The organism is Mycobacterium sp. (assembly GCF_032159765.1).
GTDB lineage: Bacteria > Actinomycetota > Actinomycetes > Mycobacteriales > Mycobacteriaceae > Mycobacterium.
The window spans coordinates 15,165-37,758 of the sequence record NZ_JAVHWM010000091.1; the positions used below are offsets into that span (position 1 = coordinate 15,165).

Sequence of the window (22,594 nt, forward strand, 5' to 3'; positions counted from 1 at the left end):
GTCAGCGCTCGAACACATCGGGCACACCGTCCCGGTCGAGGTCGAGTGATTCTTCGCGGCAAACCGCTCGGTAGTGCCGGTTCCGCAGACGCAGGACCACCGCCCCGAGAATTGCGGCAAGTGTCGAGCCCGCCAGGACGCCGACCTTGACCGAGGCCGCCCGCGGGGTTCCCTCACCAAACGCCAAATCACCGATGAGCAGCGCGACCGTGAACCCGATCCCGGCCAGCAGCGACAGTCCGAAGACGTCCATCCAACGCAGCGCTGGATCCAGAGTCGCCCGAGTCAGCGCCGACAGTGATCGTGCGGTGCCGAAGACGCCGACGGTCTTGCCCACCACCAGACCTGCCATGACGCCGAGCGCCACCGGATCTGTCAGTGCGTGAAGCAATCCGCCGGACCCGCCCACTGTTACCCCGGCTGCGAAGAACGCGAACACCGGCACGGCGAACCCAGTGGACACCGGGTAGATACGCCGCTCGAATCGGTCGGCGAGACTCGGTCGGCCATCCGGCGTCTTCGCTACCGGAACCATGAAACCCATCAGGACCCCAGCGACCGTGGGGTGTACACCGGACTCGTGGACCAACGCCCAGGCGGACACCGCAAGCGGGATCAAAAGCCACCAGGACCCCACACGACGCTGGACACACAGAGCGAATAGCAATAGTGGGACGAGCGCAAGACCAAGCGCAACGAGGTTGATTGTCTCGGTGTAGAACACCGCGATCACGGTGATCGCCAACAAGTCGTCGACGACCGCCAGCGTGAGAAGGAACGTGCGAAGCGCCGACGGGAGGTGGGTCGACAGAATCGCGAGCACCGCGACAGCGAATGCGATGTCCGTCGCGGTAGGGATAGCCCACCCCTTTGCCGCACCGACGTGCCCAGCGATCGTCAGGAAGATGGCAGCGGGCACCACCATCCCGCCCACCGCCGCAGCGATCGGCAGCGCCGCGCGCCCTGGGTCCCGCAGGTCGCCCGCGACGAACTCCCGCTTGAGTTCGAGCCCAACGACGAAGAAGAAGATGGCCAGCAGTCCATCTGCGGCCCATGCTGACAGGCTCAGGTCGAGGTGCAGCCAAAACCGTTCCGTACCAACGTGATAGTTCACCAGCGCGTGGTAGGACGCCGACCACGGCGAGTTCGCCCAGATCAGCGCAACCGCCGCGGCAACCAGCAGCAGTGCGCCGCCGACAGTTTCCTTGCGCAGCAACGATGAGATGCGCGATGTTTCGCCCCAGGAACCCCGGGCCAACAGCACGCGCTTGGAGGCACGTCGGAAATCGTTATCGGTCAAGGGTTTCCTCGGGCGGTTTCACTCCTGGGCGGACTTCGCAGCGAATCGCACGCTCAGCGGGGCGGTCAGGCTGTGCAGCACGAGACTCAACGTCACGACGATGACGACCGTCTCCTCGATGAGCCCGCGGTGCGCGATGTCGCCTCTGTCGACCACGATGAGGCCGAGCACCATCGTGCCGATTCCGCGGGGCCCGAACCAACCCATGAACAAGGTGCTCGACAGCGGCAGGTTGGCACGCACCATAGACAGCAGCACCGCGGCCATTCGAACGACGAACAACGCGACGAGGGCGAACACCACCACCCGCCAACCGGCGTGGCGAAATCCGTCGATCACCGCGAAGGCGCCAAACATCGCGAACACCAACAGCTCCAGCAACTCGCCGATCGCGTCCGAGACCTGCGTTGTCGCCTCCTGTCCACCCAGCCGCGCCGACACCATCGTGAAGGCCAGCCCGCCGGCGAACGCCGCGACGAACCCGCTGGCATGCAGGCGCTCGGCGGTGACGAAGCAAGCCAACGCCAACGCCACCGTTGACAGTTGTGCCCACGTGGCGCTCATCCACTGCCGGTTGGATGACCTGACGATGACGAATGCGCCTAACGCGCCGATCGCCAGTCCGACCCCGAGAGAGACGAATTCGGTGCGAAACACGAACCATGCCCAACGGGCGGGCTCGGGATCGCGGTCCTCGGAGGCCACGGCGAGTGCGGCCAGAAGTGCTGCGAGCGCGAATCCGTCGTAGAAGCCACTCTCAGCGGACAGCGCGTTGCGCACGCGTTCCGGAATACGAGTGTCGTCGAGCACCGCGCTGAGCAAGGCCACTTCTGTCGGTGCCACGATGACCGCGAGGCACACGGCCTCCCACAGCGGCAGCACCGGGAGCAGCGCTACGGCGGCGAGCGTGCCCAGTGCGATGGACGCGGGAATCCCAATTGCGAGCAGGCGCAATGTCAACCGGCCTCGGCGGAGCACAGTGCTCAAGTTCAACCGCGACGCCTGGTTGAACAGGATGACAGTCAACGCCAACTGCGCGAGGACCGTAAAGCTCTCGGAGTCGTCGTTCTTCACATCGATCCAGCCGGCCCCGGACGGGCCCAGCGCAATCCCGCAGACTACGAAGATCAACGCCGGCGCGACGTACCAGCGGTGAACCAGGCCGGACACCACCGCGTACGCCAGCACCAGGAAGGTCAGGGTGATCGCGGTTTCGGTGTGCATCAGCGGTAAGGCTCGCACAGAATTCCGTCGACGTTAGGGCAACCGGCCGGACGCTTTAAGCTGCGCGGGTGGCCGAGCCGCTGATGCCCCCGACGCTTTCCCTGAAGACGCAGGCGGTGCGGTTCGTCGTCACCGGTGGGTTCTCGGCGATCGTGGATTTCGGGCTTTACATGCTGCTCTACCGGGTGGCCGGTGTGCAGGTGGACGCGGCCAAGGCAATCAGCTTCGTCGCGGGCACGATCACCGCATACTTGATCAATCGGCGCTGGACCTTCCAGGCTCCGCCCAGTACGGCCAGGTTCGTCGCGGTCATGGTGCTGTACGCGTTGACGTTTGCGGTCCAAGTCGGGCTGAACCACCTGTGCCTCGCGCTGTTCGGGTACCGCAACTGGGCGCTTCTCGCGGCGTTCGTGATCGCCCAGGGCACCGCCACGGTGATCAACTTCATCGTGCAGCGCGCGGTGATCTTCAAGCTGCGCTGAACCTGGACAAAACGCGCCGGACGGTAGGCTGACCGGCGATGTTGACCACGAAGCGGCTTACCGGGTGGGGTCGCACGGCGCCGACCGTCGCCCAGGTACTCGCCACCCCCGACGTCGACGAGATCGCGAAGGCGGTCGCGCGGGCCGCCGACGGCGCCTCCCGCGGTGTGATCGCACGCGGGCTCGGCCGCTCGTATGGCGACAACGCGCAGAACGGCGGCGGGCTCGTGATCGACATGACGCCGCTGAACCGGATCCACTCGATCAGCGCCGACACGCGGCTCGTCGACGTCGACGCGGGCGTGAACCTCGATCAGCTGATGCGTGCCGCGCTGCCGTGCGGGCTGTGGGTGCCTGTGCTGCCGGGGACGCGCCAGGTCACCGTCGGCGGCGCAATCGCGTGTGACATCCACGGCAAGAACCACCACAGTGCGGGCAGCTTCGGAAACCACGTCCGTTCGATCGATCTCCTGACGGCCGACGGGGACGTCGAGCATCTGACCCCCGAGTCCGATCTGTTCTGGGCCACCGTCGGGGGCAACGGCCTGACCGGCATCATCCTGCGCGCGACGATCGCGATGACGCCGACCGAAACCGCCTACTTCATCGCCGATGGCGACGTCACGAGCGGTCTCGACGAGACGATCGCATTCCACAGCGACGGCAGCGAGGCGAACTACACCTACTCCAGCGCGTGGTTCGACGCGATCAGCGCGCCCCCGAAGCTTGGCCGTGCGGTCATCTCGCGCGGATCGCTGGCGCGACTCGATCAGCTGCCTGCCAAACTGCAGAAGGACCCGCTGAAATTCGATGCGCCGCAGTTCTTCACGACACCCGACATCTTCCCCAACGGTCTTGGCAACAAGTACACCTTCGGCCCGATGACCGAGGTCTGGTATCGGCTGGGCAAGACGTACCGCGGCAAGGCCCAGAACCTGACGCAGTTCTATCATCCGCTGGACATGGTCGGCGAATGGAACCGTGCTTATGGCTCAGTCGGATTCGCGCAATACCAGTTCGTGGTTCCCACCGAGGCCGTCGAGGCGTTCAAGGGCATCATGTACGACATCCAGAAGTCGGGGCACTACTCGTGGCTCAATGTGTTCAAGTTGTTCGGCCCGAACAACAAGGCGCCGCTGAGCTTCCCGATCCCGGGCTGGAATGTGTGCGTCGACTTCCAGATCAACCCCGGCCTCAACGAATTCCTCAACGAACTCGACCGGCGGGTCCTCGAATTCGGCGGGCGCCTCTACACCGCGAAGGACTCACGCACCACCGCAGAGACCTTCCATGCCATGTACCCCCGTGTCGACGAGTGGATTGCGTTGCGCCGTAAGGCAGATCCGCACGGCGTGTTCGTCTCCGATATGGCCCGACGCTTGGAGCTGGTCTAGATGGTGTTCGACGCTGTTGGCAATCCGCAGACGATCCTGCTGCTGGGCGGGACCTCAGAGATCGGGCTGGCGATCTGCGAGCGGTACCTGCGCAACGCCAAAGCGCGCATCGTCCTGGCGTGCGTGCCGGGCGATCCTCTCCGGGACGGTGCTGTGGCGCAGATGGAAGCCGCCGGTGCCAGGTCGGTCGAGGTCATCGATTTCGACGCCGTCGCGACGGATACCCATCCCGAGGTGATCGAGAAGGCGTTTGCAGGCGGGGACGTCGCAAGAGATATAGACGTAGCCATCGTGGCATTCGGGTTGCTTGGTGACGCCGAGGAACTGTGGCAGAACCAGCGCAAGGCTGTGCAGATTGCCGAGATCAATTACACGGCAGCGGTATCCGTGGGTGTACTGCTCGGTGAGAAGATGCGTGCACAAGGGTTCGGCCAAATCATCGCGATGAGCTCGGCCGCGGGAGAGCGCGTTCGCCGGTCCAACTTCGTCTACGGGTCGACGAAGGCCGGGCTCGACGGCTTCTACCTCGGTCTCGGAGAAGCATTGCGCGAGTACGGGGTTCGGGTTCTGGTGATCCGGCCGGGCCAGGTGCGCACCACAACGACGGCCGAACACTGGAAGGCCACGGGCAGCAAAGAGGCCCCGCTGACCGTCAACAAGGAGGATGTCGCAGAGCTGGCGGTGACGGCGGCAGCCAAAGGCAAGGAACTCGTCTGGGCGCCACCGCCCTTCCGTTACGTGATGATGGTGCTGCGCCACATCCCGCGGCCCATCTTCCGGAAACTGCCTATCTAGATGCGGCCCGCGCTGGTCGCATTCGGCCACATGCTCGTCGCGGCGCTCGCGGCCGGGGCGCTGGCCGCGGTGGCGCTGTTCGCGATCGCACACGTCGAGTGGCCTGCCTACAACTCGTCCAACCAGTTGCACGCGCTCACGACTGTCGGCCAGTTCGTCGGCGTCGCAGGGCTGTTGGCCGCCGGCTGGGTGTGGCGCCGAAGCCGGCCCTTCGCCGCGCACGCCGTGGCGGTGGTGTCTCTGGCGGTGTTCTCGATCGCGACGCTCGGCATGCCGCTGGGTGCCACGAAGCTCTACCTCTTCGGCATTTCGGTCGACCAGCAGTTCCGCACCGAATACCTGACCCGGCTGACGGACACCGCAGGCCTGCACGACATGACGTATGCCGACCTCCCGCCGTACTACCCGGCAGGCTGGTTCTGGCTCGGCGGCCGGGCCGCCGCGCTCACCGGAACACCCGGCTGGGAGATGTTCAAACCGTGGGCCGTCACCTCCATCACGATCGCGATCGTGATGGCATTCATCTTGTGGTCCAAGTTGATTCGCTTCGAGCTTGCAGTGATCGTCACCGTGGCAACTGCAGCGGCCACGCTCGCGTACGCGTCGGCTGAGCCGTACGCCGCGGTCATCACCATTTTTCTGCCGCCGGTTCTGGTGCTGGCGTGGTCGGGCCTACAGGGTCAGTCGCGCTCGGGTGGCTGGGCGGCCGTGGTGGCGGTCGGCATCTTCCTGGGATTCGCGGCCTTGTTCTACACACTGCTCCTGGCCTACGCGTCGTTCACGGTCGCGATCATGGCGGCGGTGGCGGCCGCGCTGGCACGGAAGTGGGAACCCTTGGCGCGCTTGGCGGTGGTCGCGGTGATCGCCGCCGCGATCGCGCTGATCGGCTGGCTGCCGTACCTGCTTGCCGCGATCGGCCGCTCGTCCGCCGGGTCCGGCACCGCGCGGCACTACCTCCCTGCCGACGGCGCGCAGCTGCCGTTCCCGATGTTGGAGTTCACGCTGCTGGGCGGGCTGTGCCTGCTCGGCACGCTGTGGCTGGTGGTGCGTGGGCTCCCGCTGTCGCTCTTCGCGCAAGCGGCTCATCGGCCGTCGACGCGGGCCGCCGCGCTGGCGTTCGGCGTGGTCGCGGTCTACCTGTGGTCGTTGTTGTCGATGCTGGCCACCCTGGCGCGTACCACCCTGCTGTCGTTTCGGCTGCAGCCGACGTTGACGGTGCTGCTCGTCGCGGCCGGCGCGTTCGGCTTCGTCGAGGTCGCACAGGGGCTCGCCGCGCGGCGAAGCCCGCAAGCCGGCCGACGCATCCTCGTCGCTGCCGGCGCGCTCGGCCTCGTCGGCGCACTGGCGTTCAGCCAGGACATCCCGAACGTGTTGAAGTCGGACCTCGTTGTCGCCTATACCGACACCGACGGCAACGGCCAGCGCGCCGACCGCCGCCCGCCCGGTGCCGAGAAGTACTACGCGGAGATCGACGCGAAGATCCGCCAGGTCACCGGCAAGCCGCGCGACGAGATCGTCGTGCTCACCGCCGATTACAGCTTTCTGTCCTATTACCCGTACTGGGGCTTTCAAGGGCTCACGTCGCATTACGCAAATCCGTTGGCGCAGTTCGACAAACGAGCCAAGGCGATCGAGAGCTGGTCGGAGCTGAAGACAGCTGGCGAGTTCATCGCCGCCCTCGACAAGCTGCCGTGGCGAGCACCGACCGTCTTCTTGATGCGCCACGGCGCCAACGACACATTCACACTTCGGCTGGCCGCCGATGTGTACCCGAACCAACCCAACGTACGGCGCTACCAGGTGGCGCTGTACGCGGCGCTCTTCGCCGATCCGCGGTTTACCGTAACCACGATCGGGCCGTTCGCACTGGCCATCCGCACATGAGCCGCGGCTGTGAAGTCTCTGCGTGTTGCCCTGGCGTGGCATCGCAGTGGATTCACACTCGCAAGGGCGCGGGCCGATGATGGCATTACGATCTACCCCCGTGACGGGCAGCGCGGCGGGCGACTACCGAACCGCACGGCTTGTCGCAATCGTCGCGGGTCTGCTCGGTGCCGTTCTCGCGTTGGCAACCCCGCTGCTGCCGGTGAAACAGACCACCGCGCAGTTGAATTGGCCGCAGGACGGCATCTTCTCCAGCGTGACTGCACCACTGATCTCCTATGTCGCCACCGACCTGGACATCACTGTCCCGTGCCGGGCGGCCGCGGGGCTCGCGGGTACGCAGAACGCGGGAAAGACGGTGCTGTTGTCGACGGTGCCGAAACAGGCGCCCAAAGCCGTCGACCGCGGGTTGCTGATCCAGCGGGTCAACGACGAGCTTCGCGTCATCGTCCGCAACGTGCCGATCGTGGTCGCGCCGATGAACCAGATCCTCGGCCCGGCCTGCCAGCGGCTCACGTTCACCGCACACGCAGACGAGGTGACCGCGGAGTTCGTCGGTCTGGTGAAGCCGCCGGACCGCGACGATGCCGGTGAGCCACTGAAAGGCAGGTTGTCGGGATACGACTTCCGCCCGCAGATCGTCGGCGTGTTCACCGATCTGAGCGGACCCGCGCCGCCCGGTGTGAGTTTCTCGGCCACTATCGACACCCGGTTCAGCAGCACGCCCACACTGCTGAAGCTTCTCGCGATGGTGCTCGGCGTCGCGGTCACCGCGGTCTCGCTGGTCGCGCTGCACGTGCTCGACACATCCGACGGCATGCGGCATCGCCGGTTCCTGCCCGCGCGATGGTGGTCGGTCACGCCACTGGACGGTGTGGTGACGGCGGTCCTAGTGTGGTGGCACTTCGTCGGCGCGAACACATCGGACGACGGCTACATCCTCACGATGGCGCGGGTGTCCGAGAACGCCGGCTACATGGCCAACTACTACCGCTGGTTCGGCACTCCGGAAGCGCCGTTCGGCTGGTACTACGACCTGCTCGCGCTGTGGACGCACGTGTCGACGGCAAGCGTATGGGTCCGGCTGCCCACGCTGATGATGGCGCTCGCATGCTGGTGGCTGATCAGCCGCGAAGTGATCCCGCGGCTCGGGCATGCCGTGAAGGCCAACCGCGCGGCGGCATGGACGGCCGCGGGCATGTTCCTGGTGTTCTGGCTGCCGCTGAACAACGGGCTTCGGCCCGAGCCGATCATCGCTCTGGGCATCCTGTTGACCTGGTGTTCTGTGGAACGCGCGGTGGCCACCAACAGGCTGCTGCCGTTGGCTGTGGCGTGCATTATCGGTGCGCTCACCTTGTTCTCCGGGCCGACGGGCATCGCGTCGATCGGGGCGCTGCTGGTGGCGATCGGCCCGTTGCGCACCATCCTGCGCCGCCGCTCGGCCCGATTCGGTTACCTGGCGCTGCTGGCGCCCATCTTGGCGGCGTGCACCGTCACGCTGATACTGATCTTCCGCGACCAGACGCTCGTCGGCGAGGTCGTGGCCAACTCCCTCAAGCGGGCCGCCGGTCCCAGCCTGAGTTGGTTCGAGGAGCACATCCGCTACGAGCGGCTGTTGTCGCCGACGCCCGACGGGTCGATTGCCCGCCGATTCCCGGTGCTGGCTCTCGTCGTCGCGCTGGCGGTCACCGTCGCGATGTCGCTGCGCAAGGGCCGGATTCCCGGAACGGCCGCCGGGCCCGGCAGGCGCATCGTCGGGATCACGGTCATCTCATTCCTCGCGATGATGTTCACGCCGACGAAGTGGACGCACCACTTCGGGGTGTTCGCGGGCCTGGCCGGGTCGCTGGGAGCCCTGGCGGCGGTGGCGGTGGCCGCAGCCGTGATGAAGTCGCGGCGCAACCGCATGATTTTCGGGGCGGTGGTGTTGTTCATCACCGCGCTGTCGTTCGCGAGCGTCAACGGCTACTGGTACGTCGCGAATTTCCATGTGCCGTGGTCAAATGAGTTCCCCGCCTTCGGTTACGGGTGGACCACGATCCTGCTCGGGCTGACGGTCGTGGCGTTGCTAGTTGCGGCGTGGTTCCACTTCTCCAACCGTGATGTCTCGACGCCGAAGCACGCAGGACGGTGGCGGCGGCTGGTGCGCCCGCTCGTCGAATCTCCGTTGGCGACTGCGACGTGGTTCTTGGTGGCGTTCGAGGTGTGGTCGTTGACCGGCGCGATGATCGCCCAGTACCCGGCGTGGAGCGTCGGGCGGTCCAACATCGAAGCGCTCACCGGCAAGACCTGCGGCCTCGCCAACGACGTGATGGTGGAGCAGGACCCGAACGCGGGCATGCTGACGCCGATAGGTGTTCCGGTCGCCGATGGGCTAGGCGCCGGCACCTCCGAAGGCTTCATCCCCAACGGTGTCCCGCTCGACGTCACCCCGGATCCCCTGCTGAACAATTCGAGCGGCGGATTCGTCAGCAACAGAGACGAGGAGTCGATCAACGGCGAGCCCGGCAACAAGGGCGGCACCAATGACGCCGGCGGGATCAACGGCTCCAACGCAAAGCTGCCGTACGGCCTGGACCCGGCCCGTACCCCGGTGCTCGGCAGCTATCGTTCCGGGATCCAGGCGATAGCTAACTTGCGATCGGCGTGGTATCGCCTGCCCGCACGAGACACCGCAGGACCGCTGCTGGTGGTCTCAGCCGCCGGACGGTTCGACTCGCGCGAAGTGCGAGTGCAGTGGGCGGGCGACGACGGGAAGGTGGCAGGCAGCGCCAACTTCAACGACATCGGCGCACCACCGGCCTGGCGCAATCTGCGCCTCGCGATGTCCTCCATCCCGGCCAGTGCCACGCAGATCCGGCTGACGGCGACCGACGAGGATCTGGCGCCCCGGCACTGGATTGCGGTGACACCACCGAGGATCCCGCAACTGCGCACGTTGCAAGACGTCGTGGGGTCGCGAGACCCCGTCCTGCTGGACTGGCTGGTGGGGCTGGATTTCCCCTGCCAGAAGCCCTTCGGCCACAACCGCGGGGTCACCGAGGTACCGAAGTGGCGGATCCTGCCTGACAAGTACGGCGACGAAGCGAACTCGGCGGTGATGGACAACTTCGGGGGCGGCCCGCTCGGAATCAGTCAACTGCTGTTCCGTGCGGTGACCGTGGCGACCTACCTCAACAATGATTGGACGCGCGACTGGGGGTCGCTGCAGCGGCTCGACCCCTATTACCCCGACGCCACACCGGCCAGGCTGGATCTCGGTTCGGCAACACGCAGCGGGCTGTGGAGCCCGGCGCCGATGCGTCATTAGGTGAGTCGCCTACCATCGACGGTCGTGCCCGATAGCGCCGATGACCGTCTAGCGGGAAGAGGAGACAGCGAGGCGCCGCCGTCCCCTCGGTTGCGTATCGCTCGGCTCGTCGCTATTGCGGCCGGGATCGCCGGAATCGTGCTGTGCGCGCTGGTCCCTCTGCTGCCGGTGAAGCAGACGACGGCAACGATCCAGTGGCCGCAGGGCGGACAGATCGTTGAGGTGACCGCGCCCCTGGTGTCAGGTGCGCCGCTGGCCTTGGACGTCAGCATCCCGTGCCCGATGATCGGTTCGCTGCCCAAGGACGGCGGTCTGGTGTTCTCGACGATCCCGTCGACGGCCGGAATCGAGGCCACCAAGAACGGGTTGTTCGTCCGCGCCAACGCCGATCTCGTCTTCGTCGCGTTCCGCGACTCGGTCGCCGCGGCGGCTCCGCGGCAGGCGGTGAATTCGGGGGCATGCTCCGCGCTGCACATCTGGGCGAACGTCGGTGGTGTCGGCGCCGATTTCGCCGGAATTCCCAAGGCCAGCGGAACGCTGGCGGCCGATAAGAAGCCGCAAGTCGCGGGGCTGTTCACCGATTTGACGGGTGCCTCTGTTCCAGGGCTGAGCGCGCGGCTGGACGTCGACACCCGGTTCATCACGTCGCCGACACATGTGAAGACAGCGGTGATGGTGCTGGGCGTCCTCTGCGTCGCGCTGTCACTTGCCGCGCTCGCGGTCCTGGACCGCTACTGGAGCATGCGCCCCCGGCGCGTGGGCCGCCGCTGGTGGAACGCGGGACTCGCCACGTGGCTGGCAGACGGCGGCGTCATCGGCACGCTGCTGATCTGGCACGTGATCGGCGCGCTCTCCTCCGACGACGGCTACAACCTGACCATCGCACGGGTATCGCACCAAGCCGGCTACTTCGCGAACTACTACCGCTTCTTCGGCACGACGGAGGCGCCGTTCGACTGGTATGCAGGCGTGCTCAGCCACCTCGCGTCAGTGAGCACCGCCAGCGTGTGGATGCGCCTGCCAGCCACATTGGCGGGCATCGGCTCGTGGCTGATCATCAGCCGATGTGTGCTGCCCCGGCTGGGTCACGGCGTCGCGAAGAACCGCGTCGCGGTGTGGACTGCGGGCGCGGTGTTCCTCTCGGCGTGGCTGCCGTTCAACAACGGGCTGCGACCTGAGCCGATCATCGTGCTCGGCACGATGATCACCTGGATGCTCGTCGAAAACGCAATCGCCACAAGGCGATTGGTTCCCGCGGCGTTGGCCGTCGTCAGCGCGATGCTGTCGGCGACGCTGGCGCCGCAGGGACTGGTCGCCGTGGCGGCGTTGCTCACGGGCTCACGTGCGATCGCCCGGGTGATCGCCCGGCGCAGGCCTGTCGACGGTCTTTTGGCGCCGCTGGCCGCGCTCCTCGCCGCGTTCTTCGTCATCCTCGTGGTGGTATTCCGAAGCCAGACGCTGGCCACCGTCGCCGAATCGACACGCATCAAATACGCTGTCGGGCCGACGATCTCGTGGTATCAGGAGTTCCTGCGCTACTACTTCCTGACGGTCGAGAACAACGTCGACGGGTCGTTGACGCGCCGGTTCGCCGGGCTGCTGCTACTGCTCTGCCTGTTCGGGATGATCATCGTGTTGCTCCGCCGTGGCCACGTGCCCGGGGTCGCCACCGGCCCGGTCTGGCGGCTCGTCGGCACCACCGCGATCGGGCTGCTGCTGCTGACCTTCACACCGACGAAGTGGGCGATCCAATTCGGCGCGTTCGCCGGCCTGACCGGGGCGCTGGGCGGGCTCACCGCGTTTGCGTTCTCCCGTGTCGGCTTGCACAGCCGACGCAACCTCGCGCTCTATGTCACTGCGCTGCTGTTCCTGCTGGCGTGGGCCACCTCGGGCATCAACGCGTGGTTCTACGTCGGCAACTTCGGGGTGCCGTGGTTCGACAAGCAGCCCGTGCTCTACCACCGGGCGGTCACGTCGATGTTCCTCACTCTCGCGGTGTTGACGGGGCTGTACGCCGGCTGGTTGCACTTCCGCATGGACTTCGCGGGGCACACCGAAGTCAAGGACAACCGGCGCAACCGCGTGCTGGCGTCCACGCCGCTCCTTGTCGTGGCGACGATTATGGTCGTCCTCGAGGTCGGGTCGCTGGCCAAGGCCGCTGCGCAGCGCTACCCCGCCTACACCACCGCCAAGGCCAACGTCGATGCGCTCACCTCCGGCTTGTCGAGCTGCGGCATGGCCGACGATGTGCTCGTCGAACCCGACACCAACGCCGGCCTGCTGCAGCCCGCGCCCGGTCAGACGTTCGGAAAGGACGGCCCGCTCGGTGGGCAGACGCCTGTCGGTTTCACACCCACCGGCGTCGACCCCGAGATGGAGTCGGAGCCGGTGACCGCGCGGCCGGGCCTGGTGAACTCCGACGGATCGCCCAACAAGCCGATCCGTGAGGCCGGGGACACGGCCGGCACCCGCGGCGGCTACGGGCCAGTCGGCGTCAACGGGTCCAATGCCGCGCTGCCGTTCGGCCTCGACCCCGCCCGCACACCGGTGATGGGCAGCTACGGCGAGAACACCGTTGCCGCACATGCCGAGTCGTCGTGGTACGAGCTGCCGCCGCGCACTCCCGACCGCCCGATCGTTGCGGTCGCCGCGGCCGGTGCCATCTGGTCCTACGACGAGGAGGGCGAGTTCAGCTACGGGCAGCATCTGCGCTTGCAGTGGGGTATCCGCCAGCCCGACGGCCGCACTCAGGAATTGGGTGTGTTCGATCCGATCGACATCGGGCCGCAGAACGTGTGGCGCAATCTGCGGTTCCCCCTGGGGTCGGCGCCGCCGGGGGCGAACGTCGTCCGCCTCGTCGCCGACGATCCGAACCTGTCCGACGATCAGTGGTTCGCCTTTACGCCGCCGCGGGTGCCTGTGCTGCAGACGGTGCAGCAGGTGATCGGATCGCAGACGCCGGTGTTGCTGGACATCGCGACAGCGGCCAATTTCCCGTGCCAGCGGCCGTTTTCCGAACATCTCGGCATCGCCGAGGTTCCCCGCTACCGGATCATGCCCGACCACAAGCAGACGGTGACGTCGTCGAACATGTGGGAGTCGGTCGACGCTGGGGGTCCGTTCCTGCTCACCACCGCGCTGCTGCGCAGCGTCACGATTCCGACGTACTTGCGCAATGACTGGTATCGGGACTGGGGCGCGATCGAACGCTATGACCGGCTGGTGCCGCAGAGCGAGGCGCCAGACGCCGTTGTCGAGCAGGGATCCGTAGCCGTGCCCGGCTGGCGGCGTGTCGGCCCGATTCGAGCGTTGCCATGACCGCTTTATTCGCCAATCCCGAGCGTCAGCAGGATCGCGCCGATGAGGTGCGCCGCAATATCACGGTGGCCCGTTGGGTGGCCACTATTGCCGGGCTGATCGGCTTCGTGCTGTCGGTGGCAACCCCGCTTCTGCCCGTGGTGCAGACCACCGCGACCCTGAACTGGCCGCAGCACGGCATCGTTCAAAACGTCACGGCGCCACTGATTTCCCAAACGCCCGTATCGATGTCGGCCACGGTGCCGTGCGACGTGGTGCGCTCGATGCCGGCCAACGGTGGCCTGCTGCTTGGTACCGCGCCGAAAGACGGCAAGCAGGCTGCGCTGCAGGCAATGTTGGTCAATGTCACCGCCGACCGGGTGGACGTGATCGTCCGCAATGTCGTGGTGGCCGCTGTACCGCGCGCGAAGGTGATGTCGCCGCAATGTCAGCGCATCGAGATCACGTCGTCGGAAGCCGGCACATTCGCCGCGTTCGTCGGGCTCACCGACGACAAGGGAGCGCCGCTGCGCGGTGGGTTCGCGGACCCGAACCTGCGCCCGCAGATCGTCGGGGTGTTCAGTGACCTGACCGGACCTGCGCCGTCGGGGTTGTCGCTTTCGGCGACGATCGACACCCGGTTCTCCACGTCGCCAACGGTTTTGAAACTGCTCGCGATGGTGCTGGCGATGGTGGCAACGATCGTTGCGCTGGTGGCGCTGTGGCGGCTTGACCAGGTCGACGGCCGGCGGATGCAGCGGTTGATTCCCGCGAGATGGCGCACGTTCACACTTACTGACGTCGTCGTGGTCGGCGGATTTCTGGGGTGGCACATCGTCGGAGGCAATTCGTCCGACGACGGCTACATCCTGCAGATGGCCCGCACCGCAGGACACGCGGGCTACATGTCGAACTACTTCCGGTGGTTCGGCAGTCCCGAGGACCCGTTCGGCTGGTATTACAACCTGCTGGCTCTGATGACGCATGTGAGCGACTCCAGCATCTGGATCCGGCTACCCGATCTCGTTGCGGCGCTGGTGTGTTGGGTGCTGTTGAGTCGCGAAGTGCTGCCGCGGCTGGGGCCCGCGGTGGTGTCGAGCAAGCCCGCGATGTGGGCTGCGGGGTTCGTGTTGCTGGGTGCGTGGATGCCGTTCAACAACGGGCTGCGGCCCGAGGGCATCATCGCCACGGGCGCTCTGATCACCTACGTGCTGATCGAGCGGGCGATCATCGGCGGCCGCATGACGCCGGCGGCGCTCGCGGTCTTGGTGGCGGCGTTCACCCTCGGCGTTCAGCCGACCGGCATCATCGCCGTCGCGGCGCTGCTGGCCGGCGGTCGGCCGATACTGCGAATCCTGGTGCGCAGGCACCGGATCATCGGCACGTGGCCGCTGGTGGCCCCCCTGCTGGCGGCGGGTACGGTGGTGCTGACGGTCGTGTTCGCGGACCAGACCTTGGCAACAGTGTTGGAGGCCACCAGGATTCGGTCGGTCATCGGCCCGAATCAGGCGTGGTACACCGAGAACCTGCGATACTACTACCTGCTGCTACCCACGGTCGACGGGTCGCTGTCGCGCCGCTTCGGCTTCCTGATCACCGCGCTGTCGCTGTTCACATCGATGTTCATCATGTTGCGGCGCAAGCGGATTCCAGGTGTTGCGCGTGGTCCGGTGTGGCGGTTGATGGGCGTCATCTTGCTCACGATGTTCTTCTTGATGTTCACTCCGACCAAGTGGGTTCACCACTTCGGGCTGTTCGCGACCGTCGGTGCAGCGATGGCCGCGTTGGCGACGGTGTTGGTGTCGCCGTCGGTACTTCGGTGGTCGCGCAACCGGATGACGTTCCTTGCGGCGTTGATGTTCGTGCTCGCCTTGTGTTTCGCCACCACCAACGGTTGGTGGTACGTGTCGAGCTACGGCATTCCGTACAACAGCAGCATGCCGCGCGCCGGCGCGATCACCATCAGCACAATCTTTTTCGCGCTCTTCGCGGTCACCGCGCTGTACGCGGCATGGCTGCATTTCGTCCCGCCGGGACGCGGCGAAGGCCGGCTGTCACGAGCGTTGACCACCGCGCCCATCCCCATCGCTGCGGGCTTCATGGTGTTGGTGTTCGTCGGGTCGATGCTCTTTGCGGTGGTGCGCCAGTACCCGACGTACTCGAACACGGCGTCGAACCTGCGCGCTTTCGTCGGCGGGTGCGGGCTGGCCGATGACGTGCTCGTCGAAGCGGATGCCAATGCGGGAATTCTGACCCCGATGCCGGGCGACTATGGCCCGCTCGGCCCTCTGGGTGGTGTCGGCCCCGTGGGCTTCACGCCCAACGGCGTGCCCGACCACATCGTCGCGGAGGCCATTCGCAATCCGCTGCCGCAGTCGGGCACCGACTATGACTGGGATGCCGCGGTGAAGCTGTCGACCCCCGGGGTCAACGGCTCCACGTTGCCGCTGCCGTACAAGCTCGACCCGGCCAAAGTGCCGGTCGCCGGTAGCTTTGCCAATGGCCCGCAACAGCAGGCCACGCTGACGTCGGCGTGGTACGGCTTGCGCCCGAATGACGGGGCTCACCCACTGGTCGTGATCACCGCAGCGGGCACGATCACCGGGAACAGCGTACTGAACGGCCACAGTGCCGGGCAGACAGTCGAATTGGAGTATGCGCGACCGGGCCCGGACGGCGTGCCACTACCTGCCGGCCGGGTGGCGCCCTACGACATCGGGCCGGCGCCGTCGTGGCGGAATCTGCGATACCCGCGATCCGAGATACCGGCAGACGCCGTGGCGGTGCGGGTGATCGCCGAGGACAAGTCGCTGACGCCGGGCGACTGGATCGCCGTCACGCCACCCCGCGTGCCCGAGGTACGCACGCTGCAGCAGTACGTGGGCTCGTCGCAGCCCGTCCTGATGGACTGGGCTGTGGGCCTTGCCTTCCCGTGCCAGCATCCGATGCTGCACACCTACGGCGTCACCGAGGTCCCGGCGTTCCGCATCACGCCCGACTACGAGGCGAAGATCCACGACACCGACACCTGGGAGGACGGCCAGTGGGGCGGCTTGCTCGGCGTCTCGGATCTGCTGCTGCGCGCGTCCGTCGTGTCGACCTACCTGTCCGATGACTGGGGCCGCGACTGGGGTTCCTTGCGCAAGTTCGACACCGTCTCGCAGGCCGAGCCCGCGACACTCGACCTGGGGAAGGCCACTCACAGCGGGCTGTGGAAGCCCGGGCGCATCCGCATCAAGCCCTAGCCTCGCGGCTTCAGCAAAGTGATTGGCGTCATATTTTTGGGGAACCCCCTCGCTGACGCGGTGCGAAGGAGACGGCGATGGCGACCAAGCAGCGACTCACCTCAGATCAGCGCAACTCGTTCATCGCCGCACAACTCGGCTGGACGATGGACGCGTTCGATTACTTCATCGTCGTCTTCGTCTACGCCGACATCGCCAAGACCTTCGGCTTGAGCACCACCGAGGTGGCCTTCCTCACCACTGCCACGCTTGTGATGCGTCCCGTCGGCGCCCTGCTTTTCGGTCTGTGGGCCGACCGCGTCGGCAGGCGAATCCCGCTAATGGTCGACGTGACGTTCTACTCGATCGTCGGCTTCCTGTGCGCCTTCGCACCGAACTTCACCGTGCTGCTGATCTTGCGGATGCTGTACGGAATCGGGATGGGCGGCGAGTGGGGCCTGGGCGCCGCGCTCGCGATGGAGAAGATTCCGCGGGAGCGTCGCGGCTTCTTCTCCGGCGTGCTGCAGGCCGGATACTCCTGCGGCTATCTGCTTGCCACCTTTGCCGCGCTCGTGGTGATCGACTGGCTGGACCTGTCGTGGCGCTGGTTGTTCGGCCTGAGCATCATCCCCGCCGCGATCTCCCTGATCATCCGATCGCGGGTGAAAGAGTCCGAGGTGTGGGAGGCCACCCGCGAGCGGATGAAGGTGACGAAGACCAGTTTCAAAGACCTCGCGAAGGATCCCAAGATCATTCGTCGGTTCATTTATCTGATTCTGCTGATGACGGCGTTCAACTGGATGAGCCACGGCACGCAGGATGTGTATCCGACCTTCCTGAAAGCCACCGAAAACGGCGGAGCCGGACTGTCCAGTGAGACGGCCAAGTGGATCGCCATCATCTACAACGTCGGTGCGATCATCGGCGGATTGACGTTCGGCAGGCTGTCGGAGAAGTACGGGCGCCGGTACACGATCATCTTCTGCGCCCTCCTGGGACTGCCGATCGTGCCGTTGTTCGCGTTCTCGACGACCGCGGCGATGCTGTGCCTGGGAGCGTTCCTCATGCAGGTTGCCGTCCAAGGCGCCTGGGGCGTCATCCCCGCGCACCTCACCGAGATGTCACCCGACACGATTCGCGGCTTCTACCCCGGCGTGACGTACCAACTGGGCAATCTGCTTGCGGCGCTGAACCTTCCGATCCAGGAGCGACTCGCTCATTCGCATGGGTACCCGTTCGCCTTGGCGGCTACGGTGATCCCGGTGTTGATCGCCGTCGCCTTCCTGACGCTGATTGGCAAGGACCGCAAGGGAATTGAATTCGGCACCGAGGAGAGCGCAGAGCTCGCCGGGGCGCGCGGGGGCTAGCCCGACGACCGGTTCAGGCGCGGCTCACGGTCACCGGAATGCCGTTCAGCGCTCCATTGCCCGATGGCTCGTCGACGAACGTCGGCGGCGACAGCACGTTGAAGTTGACGCCGGGCGAGCTGTTGGCCACCGCCATCTTGGTGCCGGGCTTTCCGTGACCCCAGCCGTGCGGCATCGACACCACGCCGGCTTTGATCGCGTCTGTCACCTCCACCGGCACCGCCAGCTTGCCGGTCGGCGACACCACCTCGACGACGTCGCCGGTCGCGACGCCGCGCCGATGCGCATCGGCCGGGTGCATGAGCAACGTACAGCGATCGCGGCCCTTCATCAGCGCGGGGACGTTGTGCAGCCACGAGTTGTTCGACCGCAGATGCCTGCGGCTGACCAGCACGAGGTCGTCGGGCTCACGCGCCAGCCGTGCGTCTAGCCGCGGCAGGTCGTCAAGTAGATACTGGGGCGCCAGCCGGATCTTGGCTTCCGGCGTTTCGAGAATGTCCGGCAGCTGCGGCACCATCGGCCCGAAATTCACTCCGTTGGGCCGCCGTTTCAATTCGGCCAGCGTCAGACCATCGGGCACGTCCCCGTACCGGTCGCCGAACGGGCCGGTGCGCAGCGTCAGGTCAAGGATCCGCTCGGGGCCGCCGCGCTTGTAGTGGGCACGGACCGCCGCGCCGTCGAGGCCCTGTGTGAACGCCATGTAGTCGAAGAAACCGTCGTCGATAGCGGCGACGTCGACGTCCTCGGCCGGCACGCCCTGGCACAGGCCGGTGAGCCGGATCAAGATCTCCCACTCTTCTGGGCGGCCGGGATCGTCGGGGGCGAACACCGGCGCCGAGTAGTTGGCGACGCTGTTGACGGCGAAGGCCAGGATCAGGTCGTCGTGGTGCGGCTGCTCAAGCGGCGACTGCCCAGGCAGGATGACGTCGGCATGCCTGGTGGTCTCATTGACCCAGTTGTCGACGGAGATCATCGCGTCCAGCCCGGGCAGCAACTCGTCCAGCTTGTCGCCGCCGGGGCTGGAGAGCACCGGGTTGCCTGCGACCGTGATCAACGCCTTGATCTGGCCGTCGCCGGGGGTGGCGATCTCCTCGGCCAGACACGACACCGGGGCTTGGCCCAGCACCTCCTTCGCCCCACGGACGCGGGTGTGCCAGCGCCCGAAGATGGGGGCGCCGCCCTCCATGCCAGGCTGCGGCTGACCCGTCAACGTCCAGACCGCAGGGCGGGCGAACATGCTGCCACCCGGGGTGTCGAAGTGCCCGGAAAGGATGTTGACGACGTCCACGAGCCAGCTCGCGAGACTCCCGAACTCTTGATTGCACAGACCAATTCGCCCGTATACGACTGCTTTTGGTGTGGCGGCCAGGTCGCGGGCCAGTTCCCTGATCCGCTGCGCGCGGATGCCGGTGACGTCGGCGACCCGTTCAGGTGGGTAGTCGGCCGCGACGCGGCGCACCACATCGACGCCGTCGACGTGCGGGGCCGCCGTCCCTAGTGACACGAGGTCTTCGTCGAACAGGGTGTGCACGACCGCCAGCAGCAGCGCGGCGTCCGTGCCCGGGGTCACGGGCAGCCATTCGTCGGCGTGCGCCGCAGTCTGCGTGCGCACCGGGTCGATGACGATGACCTTGCCGCGCTTGCGGATTCGGTTGACGATGCCCATCACGTCAGGTGCGGCCAGCAGTGAGCCCTGTGACGCGGCCGGGTTGGCTCCCATCACGACGAGAAGATCGGTGCGTTCGATGTCGGGTACCGGGAACGTCCACCACCCGCCGTACATCAGGTGCGACGTCAGGTTCTTCGGCCACTGGTCGACCGTGCCGGGCGAGTAGCTCACCGGAATTCCCGACATTCCCAGCAGCACGCCGATGTAGCGCCCGAGTGAGAACGAGTGCGCCAGCGGATTGCCGGTGTAGGCCGTGACCGCGGAGATTCCGTACCTGTCGATGACGGGCTTGAGCAACTCCGAGCACCGCCGGAACGCGGCGTCCCAACCGACCTCCTGCCAGCGCCCGTCGACCTTGATCAGTGGCCGGCGAATGCGGTCGGGGTCGTGGTGTACGGCGCCCAGCGACGCGCCTTTCGGGCACAGGTGCCCGCGGCTCCACACGTCGTCCGGGTTGCCGCGGATGCTGCGCACTTGGCCGCCCTCGACGTGAATCTCCAAGCCGCACATGGCCTCACAGAGCGGACAGGTGTACAGATGGCGGCCGTCGGCTCCGGTGCGCGCGAGCCGGGTGGTGAGGTCGGTGGTCACGGGCCCACGGTACGCCCTAATCGCTACGATGAGTAGCGGAATTCACCGGTGGAGCGACGAGCGCGGGGACGAATTCCCTGAATTGGCCATGCGATCGGCCCGGTCGCCTCAAGGTAGACGCAGGCCCATGTTCTGATCGTCCGGTGCAGCCCCAAGGAGGTGCCATGGGCAGCATTCACCTGCTGGCCGATGGTGATTGCCCCATGTGGCAGGACTTTGATTTCTCGGCCGCCGCGGCCGCGTACGGACAGCTCACCAGCGTCCTGGCGGGTTTCGCGTTCATCGCGATCACGCTCATGCTCAACCGACAGCACCGCCGCGAGGCGCTCGGCCGGGCCGACATCGCCGAGGAGCTGGTCCAGGATCGAAGATGTATCGCGGCCTTCGGATGCGCGTTTCTCGGACTCATCGCCGCAACCGTGCTGTACGCAGCGATCTCAGCCGAGCGCGGCTGCGTCGTCACCGACGGCAGGGGGGCGTCCGAAGAGGTGCTGGCCGGAGTGGCGTTCGCTTTCGCGCTCTACACATTGCTTTTCGCGGCTGTGCAGCTGGTCTCCGCGGCAGCGCTGGGCGCACACATTCGTTTCATCGTCGCGGTCCTAACACCGCCAATCATTGTGGTGTTCGTGCTGTCCAGCCTGGACGATCTGGCGCTGTCGCTGGCAGGTCCGCCGCAGAATCCCCTGCCGCACCGGCCAATTGAACCAATGTGGACACCCAGCAGCCGATCGTTGTGGGACAGCTCCCAATCCCTGTTGCCGTGGCTGGCTTTGGCGGTTTTTGTGGCTTGCGCCGTCATCTGGTGGTGCGGAAGAAGCGTACGGCGGGATGACGGCACGCCGGCCCGGCTAATGGATCTTGCGATGACATGTCTGCCCTATTCGAGCCTGGCTTTGATCATGTTCGCGGTGTGGCAATCGATGTCGCTGTCGACGCTTGACCCCACCGCACACATCAGCCCCCGGCTGGCATGGGGACTGGTTGGGGTTTCGACGGCGTTGGTGATTGCCCAGAGTGCGTGTCTGTCACTCGAACGCGGCGAAGAACGGGATCACCAGACGGCGCCAACCCAGCCTTCGGGTCAAGGCGAGGATGAGGGTCGCGCGTAGACGACTTTGCTGCCGAACACGATGTCCTGAACCGACCTGCGCCGCCGGTCCACCACCACCCAGAGCAGCCCGATCGGAAACACCACGCAGGTGACCGCTCGCAGCAACGCCACGAAGGGGCCGAGCCGCGGCTTGCGGCGCCCGACGACGCGCAGTCCCATCACCACAGCTCCCACGGTGCACCCCGACACCGACCAGCACGCGACCAGGTAGAGCACCGACACGACGAATGCGATGGTGGTCGAGAAGACGAAATCGAGGGACGGAAACGTGAAGGCCGTCGAGTGCAATATCAGCCGCGTCAACACCACCCCGACATACAGGGCGGCAAGGATTGCGCCGACGGTCAAGAAGTCGATGACGGCAGCCACGCCTCGGCTGACGATGCCTGCCGCGCGCTCTTCGACTTGTGGCGTCAGTTCGCTCACCGGTTGTCCGGGTCGCGTCCGAGGATGCGATCGACGAAGCCGGACACCATGTCGTCGGCTCGCTCGCCTTGAGTGCGGACGTCGGTCATCACCTCGGCTGTGACGCTGTTCGTCGATTCCCTGATGATCGCGGGAAGGTCGACGCCGTCGATGACCTGGTTCGCGAGTCCGACGAGGTCAATCCGCCCGATGACCGCATCCATGTCGAGCTCGTCGAGCACCAACTCCGTCAAATCCAGTTGCTCCAGAACAAGTTTCACCATGTCGACCACTACGGTGGAGATCAGTGTCTTGATCGGCTCGGTGCTGCGCGCGATGGCGTCCTCGCCGCGCCTGGTCAGCTCGGAGCGCCCACGACGCAGCCAGGAGCCGACCAACGGAAGGCTTTCGACGGCCCGGTATGTCGCCATCGCACCGCCCGCGACAGTGGCGGCGGCGCCGGCGACGACCAGTACGGCGGGCTGCTTGCGCAGGTCCGCAAGTTCGGGCACCACCGCATCGTAATCACCACGCTCGTCGA

General features: G+C 66.3%; 14 protein-coding genes. 9 read left to right on the plus strand and 5 right to left on the minus strand.

Translation table 11 applies throughout. The features are described from left to right. Position 1: 1 nt before the first annotated feature. Together nhaA and QOH60_RS10055 are read right to left on the minus strand one after the other, a co-directional pair. Positions 2-1,300 carry a Na+/H+ antiporter NhaA gene (gene nhaA, locus QOH60_RS10050; RefSeq protein WP_526419700.1) on the minus strand — a complete coding sequence of 433 codons (1,299 nt, stop codon included), beginning with the start codon at positions 1,298-1,300 and terminating at the stop codon, positions 2-4. A gap of 18 nt (positions 1,301-1,318) precedes the next feature. Further along, positions 1,319-2,524 (minus strand): cation:proton antiporter, encoded by a 1,206-nt coding sequence (locus QOH60_RS10055; RefSeq protein ID WP_526419702.1) that lies wholly within the window; start codon positions 2,522-2,524, stop codon positions 1,319-1,321. Between the two features lie 116 nt (positions 2,525-2,640). On the opposite strand from QOH60_RS10055, the gene QOH60_RS10060 reads away from it, so the two are divergent. The 8 genes from QOH60_RS10060 (at position 2,641) to QOH60_RS10095 (ending at position 18,277) form a co-directional block, all read left to right on the plus strand. After that, positions 2,641-3,006 carry a GtrA family protein gene (locus QOH60_RS10060; RefSeq protein WP_526419773.1) on the plus strand — a complete coding sequence of 122 codons (366 nt, stop codon included), beginning with the start codon at positions 2,641-2,643 and terminating at the stop codon, positions 3,004-3,006. Positions 3,007-3,044: 38 nt separating this feature from the next. Next, positions 3,045-4,400, plus strand: a complete 1,356-nt coding sequence (gene dprE1 / locus QOH60_RS10065) for a decaprenylphosphoryl-beta-D-ribose oxidase (protein ID WP_526419704.1) — start codon at positions 3,045-3,047, stop codon at positions 4,398-4,400. Then, the gene (gene dprE2 / locus QOH60_RS10070) at positions 4,401-5,195 is read left to right on the plus strand and encodes a decaprenylphospho-beta-D-erythro-pentofuranosid-2-ulose 2-reductase (RefSeq protein WP_526419706.1); all 795 of its coding nucleotides are present in this window, start codon (positions 4,401-4,403) and stop codon (positions 5,193-5,195) included. It begins immediately after the preceding gene. Further along, the gene (locus QOH60_RS10075; RefSeq protein ID WP_526419708.1) at positions 5,196-7,079 is read left to right on the plus strand and encodes an arabinofuranosyltransferase; all 1,884 of its coding nucleotides are present in this window, start codon (positions 5,196-5,198) and stop codon (positions 7,077-7,079) included. Positions 7,080-7,155: 76 nt separating this feature from the next. Further along, positions 7,156-10,389, plus strand: a complete 3,234-nt coding sequence (locus QOH60_RS10080; RefSeq protein ID WP_526419710.1) for an arabinosyltransferase domain-containing protein — start codon at positions 7,156-7,158, stop codon at positions 10,387-10,389. Positions 10,390-10,479: 90 nt separating this feature from the next. Further along, positions 10,480-13,707 (plus strand): arabinosyltransferase domain-containing protein, encoded by a 3,228-nt coding sequence (locus QOH60_RS10085; RefSeq protein ID WP_526419775.1) that lies wholly within the window; start codon positions 10,480-10,482, stop codon positions 13,705-13,707. Then, a complete protein-coding gene (locus QOH60_RS10090; RefSeq protein WP_526419712.1) occupies positions 13,704-16,931 on the plus strand; it encodes an arabinosyltransferase domain-containing protein in 3,228 nt (1,075 codons plus the stop codon). Before QOH60_RS10085 ends, QOH60_RS10090 begins: the two co-directional genes overlap by 4 nt. A 77-nt stretch (positions 16,932-17,008) precedes the next feature. Then, positions 17,009-18,277, plus strand: a complete 1,269-nt coding sequence (locus QOH60_RS10095) for an MFS transporter (RefSeq protein ID WP_526419714.1) — start codon at positions 17,009-17,011, stop codon at positions 18,275-18,277. A 13-nt stretch (positions 18,278-18,290) separates the two neighbouring features. Here the strand turns inward: QOH60_RS10095 and QOH60_RS10100 are convergent, their stop codons facing one another. Further along, positions 18,291-20,537, minus strand: coding sequence for a molybdopterin-dependent oxidoreductase (locus QOH60_RS10100; RefSeq protein WP_526419716.1), 2,247 nt, complete (start codon positions 20,535-20,537; stop codon positions 18,291-18,293). A 164-nt stretch (positions 20,538-20,701) separates the two neighbouring features. Between QOH60_RS10100 and QOH60_RS10105 the strand changes: the two genes are divergently transcribed. Then, on the plus strand, positions 20,702-21,646 hold the full coding sequence (locus tag QOH60_RS10105; RefSeq protein WP_526419718.1) for a hypothetical protein: 945 nt from the start codon (positions 20,702-20,704) through the stop codon (positions 21,644-21,646). Here QOH60_RS10105 and QOH60_RS10110 read toward each other — a convergent pair. Further along, positions 21,619-22,074 (minus strand): RDD family protein, encoded by a 456-nt coding sequence (locus QOH60_RS10110; RefSeq protein ID WP_526419720.1) that lies wholly within the window; start codon positions 22,072-22,074, stop codon positions 21,619-21,621. The two genes, QOH60_RS10105 and QOH60_RS10110, sit on opposite strands and share 28 nt — an antisense overlap. Next, on the minus strand, positions 22,071-22,565 hold the full coding sequence (locus tag QOH60_RS10115; RefSeq protein ID WP_526419722.1) for a hypothetical protein: 495 nt from the start codon (positions 22,563-22,565) through the stop codon (positions 22,071-22,073). Before QOH60_RS10115 ends, QOH60_RS10110 begins: the two co-directional genes overlap by 4 nt. Positions 22,566-22,594 lie beyond the last annotated feature (29 nt).

Excerpts from the sequence above, each read along its gene's own strand:
- dprE2 (WP_526419706.1), top strand. The coding sequence starts at position 4,401 with ATGGTGTTCGACGCTGTTGGCAATCCGCAGACGATCCTGCTGCTGGGC.
- QOH60_RS10095 (WP_526419714.1), top strand. The coding sequence starts at position 17,009 with ATGGCGACCAAGCAGCGACTCACCTCAGATCAGCGCAACTCGTTCATC.
- QOH60_RS10075 (WP_526419708.1), top strand. The coding sequence starts at position 5,196 with ATGCGGCCCGCGCTGGTCGCATTCGGCCACATGCTCGTCGCGGCGCTC.
- QOH60_RS10080 (WP_526419710.1), top strand. The coding sequence starts at position 7,156 with ATGATGGCATTACGATCTACCCCCGTGACGGGCAGCGCGGCGGGCGAC.
- dprE1 (WP_526419704.1), top strand. The coding sequence starts at position 3,045 with ATGTTGACCACGAAGCGGCTTACCGGGTGGGGTCGCACGGCGCCGACC.
- QOH60_RS10105 (WP_526419718.1), top strand. The coding sequence starts at position 20,702 with ATGGGCAGCATTCACCTGCTGGCCGATGGTGATTGCCCCATGTGGCAG.
- QOH60_RS10090 (WP_526419712.1), top strand. The coding sequence starts at position 13,704 with ATGACCGCTTTATTCGCCAATCCCGAGCGTCAGCAGGATCGCGCCGAT.
- QOH60_RS10055 (WP_526419702.1), bottom strand. The coding sequence starts at position 2,524 with ATGCACACCGAAACCGCGATCACCCTGACCTTCCTGGTGCTGGCGTAC.